Genomic DNA, 6,560 nt, shown 5'->3' with positions numbered 1-6,560 from the left:
CGGGATCATTTCCTCCACAGAAAAATAACGGCTGATGCGATCTGCAAATCCCAGACGAATCAGCCCCGCCGCTGCCAGAATCAGCGCATCATATTCGCCAGAATCGAGCTTTCGCAAACGCGTGTTCAGGTTGCCGCGGATCCCCTTAAATTCTGCATCCGGGAATAATCTCTGCCCCTGTAGGACGCGGCGGCGGCTGGAAGTTCCGATTACCGGGTGTGCCGGAAGCTCGGATAAGCCTTCACGCAGGACCAGCACATCGCGGCAATCTTCGCGCTCTAAAAGCGCCAGCACCGGCAGCTCCTCCGGCGGACAGAGCGGCATATCTTTTAAGGAATGAACTGTCAGCTCGCACCGCCCTTCATAAAGCGCCTGATCCAGCTCTTTTACAAACAATCCCCTGCCGCCAACCGCATCGAGCGGACGATCAAGCACCTTGTCTCCCGTCGTTTTCATCGTGATCAATTCAAATCTTGTCTCCGGGCAGACATTCTGCATCGCTGCGATCGCCATCTTTGACTGAACAACTGCCAGCGCACTGTCGCGGCTGCCTACGCGGATCCTATTTTTATCTGTCAATTTTTAATCTCCTCTATAAAATATATTAAGTATCTTCTACCTCTGCCTCCGCCAGCACGCGGCGTACTTCTTTTGCCACACGATGCGTCAATCCCGGATCCGCTCCGCCAGAAATCAATCCGGCTGTCAATTCTCTGCCCTGGGCGATCGCCGGGAAATAAAACTCTGACTGACTTTTATCGGAAGCCATATTAAACCAGACGGAATGGCTCGACGCATCCTCCTTGATCCGTGCGTCCGTCCCCGTCTGCCCGGTCGCTGCCAGCACCATAAAAAAGTTTTTTTCCTGCCAGATCGTATCTCGAACTTCCTCATAGGTTTGTTCAATCAGACGGATTTTCCGTGAATCCGCCAGCTTCCGTATCTCTTCCGAAGTGTTCGGTGCAATCACCGTGATCGCTGCGCCAAATTTTTCCAGCACGCCGACCCGCCTCGATGCCACACCTCCAGCTCCCACAACCAGCACCTGCCGATCTGTCATATCTATAAAAATCGGAAAATAGGACATTTCTCTTCTCCCACTATTTTCGTTTGGTAACTGTTCAGTGCCTTCACAGTCACGCGCAGACCTATTGAACAGTTACTTCGTTTGTTTCTATACCGCCGGAATTGATTTCATCTCTTCCAGACTGCATTTCTGTATTATTATAAAGTGTCGCATTTTATAAATCAAGCGTGAGGCAGATCTATTTTTCATTTTAGAACCTCTTTTGTTTCTGTTCACGGGTAGGCACTTTGGGAACCGAAAGTGCCGTAAGAAAACGTGGTGGCAGCAGGAATTTGCCGTATTGAAATGCGAAGCCACGGCAAATTCCGTTACTTTTTACGTATGCGTGTACAGTAACCCTCTTTTATTGATACCCGTATATGTAAAAAGTAATCCTTGTTTTATCTTGCCAGAACGGTGCAGATTTTGTATACTTATAACACATTTAAATTCAATACAATGAGTATAAAAAGATTGACTAATACCAATAAAGGAGTTACAACGATGGAAGAATTCTACAAAGCAATCGAAGACAAGATCAAAGCTTCCGGCTATCCGGGCGAGGTAAACGGCGAGGATATCTACAACGACATCTGCGATCAGATGGAGGAAAAAGAAAATGGAACCTATCTGTTTCTCTCCAAAAAAGACAATGGCGTCGTATTTGAATACAAGGTAGACATTCTGGATGAGTCCTTCAATCTCTCCTATGTTCATATTACCGCAAATAACGACACGTTTCATATTGATTTTGACAATTAATAGACAATCTTTTCTTGGACATCCCTGTATTTTTGACATACGGGGATATTTTTTTAAGGATTTTTTTGGAAAATGTGAGCATTGCGCCCTTTATAGAGGTCTGTTATAATTATCATTGTTAAAAGATTGACGAAATATAAACTGCACACAGGGTTGTGTGCCAATCCATGAAGGAGGGCTAAATATGAAAATCCAGAACATTTCCGATGTAAACACATTTTTTAAAGTAATTGATTCCTGCAAAGGAACCGTCGAGCTGGTTTCCCCGGAGGGCGACCGCATCAACCTGAAATCCAAGCTGTCCCAGTATCTGTCGATGGCAAATATTTTTTCCAATGGCTATATCAAAGAGCTGGAGCTGGTCGCTTATGAGAAAGAGGACTTAGACCGACTGATTAAATTTATGTATCAGGGGGAGTAAGCTCTCTTCTGAGGTGTACACGGTATGTACCTTGCCGTTGTATAAAAAATGTTTGAATGATGCGATAGAAACTGTATAAAAAAGCTTTCTGGCTGCATGGCAGATTGGCTCTGCTGCACAGAAAGCTTTTTTCCGTTTTATGAATCTAAGTCAAACCGTTTCTCATACTTCACGCAGTAAACACGCAAACCTTCTAAACAGCTACGCTTCTATCCGCGCCAGCTCTTGAAAGACTTTTTCAATTTTTTCCCGCGACGCCCGGAATGTTCCCTGCACCATCTGGGTGCTCCCGCCGCCGCGTCCCTGCAGACGGGCGTTTAATTCTTTTCCGAATGCACGCATATCACGGCCGAGGCTTCCAGCTGTGTAGTTATAACCTGACGCGTCATCGCCAGAGCACACCAGCACGGTCTCTCCTTTTTCCTGTTCCAATAGCAGATTTGCAAACTGACGCACCAGAACTGGCGTCATGCCCTGCTCAAATACAGCCAGCGCTTTCTGACCCTGCGGATAGACGTCTGCCTGCATGGTGAGAATGCGCTGCCAGAGGCGGTTGATCTCACCGTCCTTGCGCCCGCTCTCCTCTTTCAGATGGCTGACCGCCTCCGCCGCCTTCTCCGGTTTTGCAGAAAGCAGGTTAGAGATCGTCTGCATCTGCTCCGTCTTCGCCTCAAAATTCTCCAGCGCACGGTCACCACAGAGCATGGAGAAACGCACGCCGCCCTTGTAATTCATCAGGGAAAGCACCTTGATCACACCGATCTCTCCCGTGTAATCCACGTGTGTGCCGCAGCAGGCACAGATATCCGCCCCCGGAATCTCTACGATGCGGACCTGACCGGTCAGCTCTTTCTTGCTGCGGTAATCGATCGTTTTCAATTCCTCCTCACCCGGATATGTCACCTGTACCGGAAGATTCGCCCAGACAACCGCATTTGCCTTCTTCTCGATTTCCTTTAACTGTTCCCAGTTAAGCGGACCATTCAGATCGACCGTCACTTCATCGTGTCCCATATGAAATCCGACATTATCATATCCGTATGCGGCATGAATCAGCCCCGATATGATATGTTCTCCCGTATGTTGCTGCATGTTGGAAAAACGCTGTTCCCAGTCGATGGCCGCGTGAACGGTGCTTCCCACCTCCAGCGGCGCGTCCGTCTCATGAACAACCACGCCATGTTTCTCCTCCACATGTGTCACGTGCACTTCCCCGATCCGTCCGGTGTCCGACGGCTGTCCGCCGCCCTCCGGGTAAAATCCGGTCTGGGAAAGTTCCACCTCAAATCCGTGCTTTGCCGGACGGCAGGCGGTGACGATGGCATCAAATTCTTTTACATACGGTGTCTGATAATATAACGGTTCCATTTTCATTCCTCTTTTCATTTCGTTGTACAATGTTCTGTGACAAATCGTTATGGATAAACATCCATGTCGATCCGCCCGGTTATCTCGATTATTTCAACAAAAAATTTATAGTAAAATATTTCCGTCCTAATTTTCCTGATTTATGGAAACTATGGCAAGCTGCCCCTCATATGATGAAGTGTATAGAAAATCTCGGAGGACATAACCATGAGTGATTTAGCGGCTACCAACTGCGGTTGCGGATGTGATAACAACGGAGGAAGCTGCGGCTGTAATTGTGGCTGTGGATGCGGCGGTTTCGGCAACAACAACTGTCTCTTCCTGATTCTGATTCTGCTGTGCTGCGGCGGATGTGGCGGCGGATGCTTTGATCACGGATGCGGCGGCAACAACTGCGACTGCCTGATCTGGATCCTGCTTCTGTGCTGCTGCTGTGGCGGCGGTGGCTTTGGCTGCTGATAAACATCCGCCCATATCCAGCATATCTTTTGAGAATGCATCCATGTACATTTTAATACCGCAGATTTAACACCATCACATCTTATTTGCGCGTCAACTGATAAATCAATGCATTGCAGATCGCGGCGGCTACATTGCTGCCGCCCTTTCTGCCTCTTGCCACAATATAAGGAGTGTCCGGCAGGGATATAATCAATTCCTTGGACGGCACGACATTGACAAAGCCGACCGGCACGCCGATGATGAGCTTCGGGTGGATTTTTCCCTCCTGAATCAACTCGTACAGACGCACCAGCGCGGTCGGTGCATTCCCAACTGCAAAAATACAGTCTTTTCCCATTTCTGCCGCCTTGTCCATGCTGGCAACCGCACGGGTGGTCCCGGACGCTGCCGCTTTCTTCGCGACATCCTCGTCCGCCATAAAACAGTAGACCTCACCGCCCAGCGACGCAAGCGCGCGCTTGTTGATGCCGGATTTTCCCATATTCGTATCAGTCACGATGCACGCCCCATTTTTCAGGGCTTCTAACGCCTTATCGACTGCGCCCGGTGAAAATACAAGCGAATCTGCGTACTCAAAGTCGGCTGTCGTGTGAATCACGCGTTTCACAATTGGTGCTTCTTTCTCCGGAAATGTCCGTTCCCCCAGCTCCTCGGTGATAATCTCAAAACTTCTCGCCTCGATCTCCGACGGCAATACCTGACTGAGTTCTTTCATTTTTTCATCCATCTATCTACACTCCCTTTTCCAGAATCCGGTAAATTGCTTCCATATCCAAGTACTTCCGCATCGTGTCTGCCAGCCGGTTGTACTGCTCTTCCCGGTATTTCTCATAATCAAACGACAATCCACCGACTTCCGGCTCCATTCCTTTTTCTTTCATCAGCGCACGGATAATCGTCTCCGCCACCTCTGCCTTGTCAAAAATGCCGTGAACGTAAGTGCCGTAGAGGTTGTCCCGGCAGCAGCCATCCTGTTTTTCAGTGTGGTTTCCCGCCTGTTCTTCCCTGAGTTTCAATAAACTATAATTTACGGCTTTTTCCTGCTCCTTGATCACATTCTTAACAATATCACCGCCGACAGATGATGTCTCTCCCATATGTATTTCATATCCTTCCGCCTCCATCCCCGAAAGCCCGGAAAAGATACCGCTGACCGTCCCGAAACATCCCTTGACCTGCGTCCTGGTCTTTTCTTCCTGAAACTGTGTCTGTAACGGCAGAAGTCCCATACCGGAGATCGTACGCCCAGGCACACCCGCCTCGGTTCCTTCCTGATCTGACAGCGTCTGTCCCATCATCTGATAGCCGCCGCAGATGCCCCAGATCGGCGTTCCTCCGGCTGCTTTCTTTAAAACTGCCGCTTCCAGACCATTCTGCCGCATCCAGAGCAGATCCTCGATCGTATTCTTCGTTCCCGGAAGAACAATCAGATCCGGTCGTCCCAGCTCAGACAGACGGCTCACATAACGCACCGAAACGCCGGGGATCGGGTCAAAAACGTTCAGGTCAGTGAAATTGGATAAACGCGGAAAGCGGATGGCTGCAATGTCGATCCATGCCTCTACATGTTTTTCAGATGACTCGTTTTCCTGTTTAAGGGTATTATTCCGCCCTGTGGATGAAAGGCGGCTGCTTAAGCTATCCTCGTCCTCGATATCCACATCCATGTACGGAACGACGCCGACCACCGGAATCTTGCATAATTTCTCAATCATCTCAACACCTGGATCCAGGATCGTCTTATCGCCACGGAATTTGTTGATGATAAGCCCCTTTACCATCGCCTGTTCATCCGGTTCCAGAAGCGCTACCGTTCCATAAAGCTGTGCAAACACGCCGCCCCGGTCGATGTCCCCGGCAAGCAGCACCGGCGCACCTGCCATGCGCGCCATTCCCATGTTCACGATATCATCCGATTTTAAGTTGATCTCCGCCGGGCTGCCGGCGCCCTCGATCACGATGATATCGTACTGTTCGGACAAGTGCTGAAACGCTTTCTTGATTTCCGGGATTAGCTGCTTTTTATACTTGAAATATTCCTTCGCGGGCATTGTGCCGATCGGGACACCGCGCACGATCACCTGAGAACCGACATCGCTGGATGGCTTTAAGAGAATCGGATTCATGTCCACCGATGGCTCACAGCCCGCCGCCTGCGCCTGCACTACCTGTGCGCGTCCCATTTCTAATCCCTCGCTGGTAATATAGGAGTTCAGCGCCATATTCTGCGATTTAAACGGCGCCACGCGGTAGCCGTCCTGCTTGAAAATCCGGCAGAGTCCCGCCGCCAGCAGGCTTTTTCCCGCATTGGACATCGTTCCCTGTATCATGATTGCTTTTGCCACGGTGAAATCCTCCTTATTTTTGAGTGTCTTACCAAATAATGGTTGCTCAAAGCTATTTAATTCGAAGCTATTTTTCTGCCATTTGTCCTTTCAAATGACAGAGGCTATTTTATGGGTTCGTGTAACTGTTCAGTAC

Annotated in this window: 8 protein-coding genes; 3 read left to right on the top strand and 5 right to left on the bottom strand. The window is 49.3% G+C overall.

From position 1 onward, the window contains the following. Together hemC and QVO97_RS06445 are read right to left on the bottom strand one after the other, a co-directional pair. On the bottom strand, positions 1-579 hold a 579-nt coding region (gene hemC, locus QVO97_RS06450), incomplete at its 3' end, for a hydroxymethylbilane synthase (protein ID WP_369678389.1). A gap of 25 nt (positions 580-604) precedes the next feature. After that, complete coding sequence (locus QVO97_RS06445) at positions 605-1,087, bottom strand: precorrin-2 dehydrogenase/sirohydrochlorin ferrochelatase family protein (protein ID WP_022359555.1); 483 nt, start codon at positions 1,085-1,087, stop codon at positions 605-607. 483 nt (positions 1,088-1,570) lie between these two features. Here QVO97_RS06445 and QVO97_RS06440 point away from each other — a divergent pair, with 483 nt between their 5' ends. Next, on the top strand, positions 1,571-1,828 hold the full coding sequence (locus QVO97_RS06440) for a hypothetical protein (RefSeq protein ID WP_022359554.1): 258 nt from the start codon (positions 1,571-1,573) through the stop codon (positions 1,826-1,828). 184 nt (positions 1,829-2,012) lie between these two features. Further along, positions 2,013-2,249: a hypothetical protein gene (locus QVO97_RS06435; RefSeq protein WP_022359553.1), complete on the top strand. Its 237-nt coding sequence runs from the start codon at positions 2,013-2,015 to the stop codon at positions 2,247-2,249. A gap of 201 nt (positions 2,250-2,450) precedes the next feature. Here the strand turns inward: QVO97_RS06435 and QVO97_RS06430 are convergent, their stop codons facing one another. After that, on the bottom strand, positions 2,451-3,617 hold the full coding sequence (locus tag QVO97_RS06430) for an alanyl-tRNA editing protein (RefSeq protein ID WP_022359552.1): 1,167 nt from the start codon (positions 3,615-3,617) through the stop codon (positions 2,451-2,453). Between the two features lie 207 nt (positions 3,618-3,824). On the opposite strand from QVO97_RS06430, the gene QVO97_RS06425 reads away from it, so the two are divergent. Next, positions 3,825-4,076 (top strand): hypothetical protein, encoded by a 252-nt coding sequence (locus tag QVO97_RS06425; RefSeq protein WP_022359551.1) that lies wholly within the window; start codon positions 3,825-3,827, stop codon positions 4,074-4,076. An 82-nt stretch (positions 4,077-4,158) separates the two neighbouring features. Here the strand turns inward: QVO97_RS06425 and QVO97_RS06420 are convergent, their stop codons facing one another. Next, the gene (locus tag QVO97_RS06420) at positions 4,159-4,794 is read right to left on the bottom strand and encodes a precorrin-8X methylmutase (RefSeq protein WP_107000405.1); all 636 of its coding nucleotides are present in this window, start codon (positions 4,792-4,794) and stop codon (positions 4,159-4,161) included. A gap of 16 nt (positions 4,795-4,810) precedes the next feature. Continuing rightward, the gene (locus tag QVO97_RS06415) at positions 4,811-6,424 is read right to left on the bottom strand and encodes a cobyric acid synthase (protein ID WP_022359549.1); all 1,614 of its coding nucleotides are present in this window, start codon (positions 6,422-6,424) and stop codon (positions 4,811-4,813) included. Positions 6,425-6,560: the final 136 nt, after the last annotated feature.

The sequence above is a fragment of the Clostridium sp. CAG:43 genome, assembly GCF_000434655.1.
Classification (GTDB): domain Bacteria; phylum Bacillota; class Clostridia; order Lachnospirales; family Lachnospiraceae; genus Otoolea; species Otoolea fessa.
This window is presented reverse-complemented; position numbering and strand designations above follow the sequence as displayed.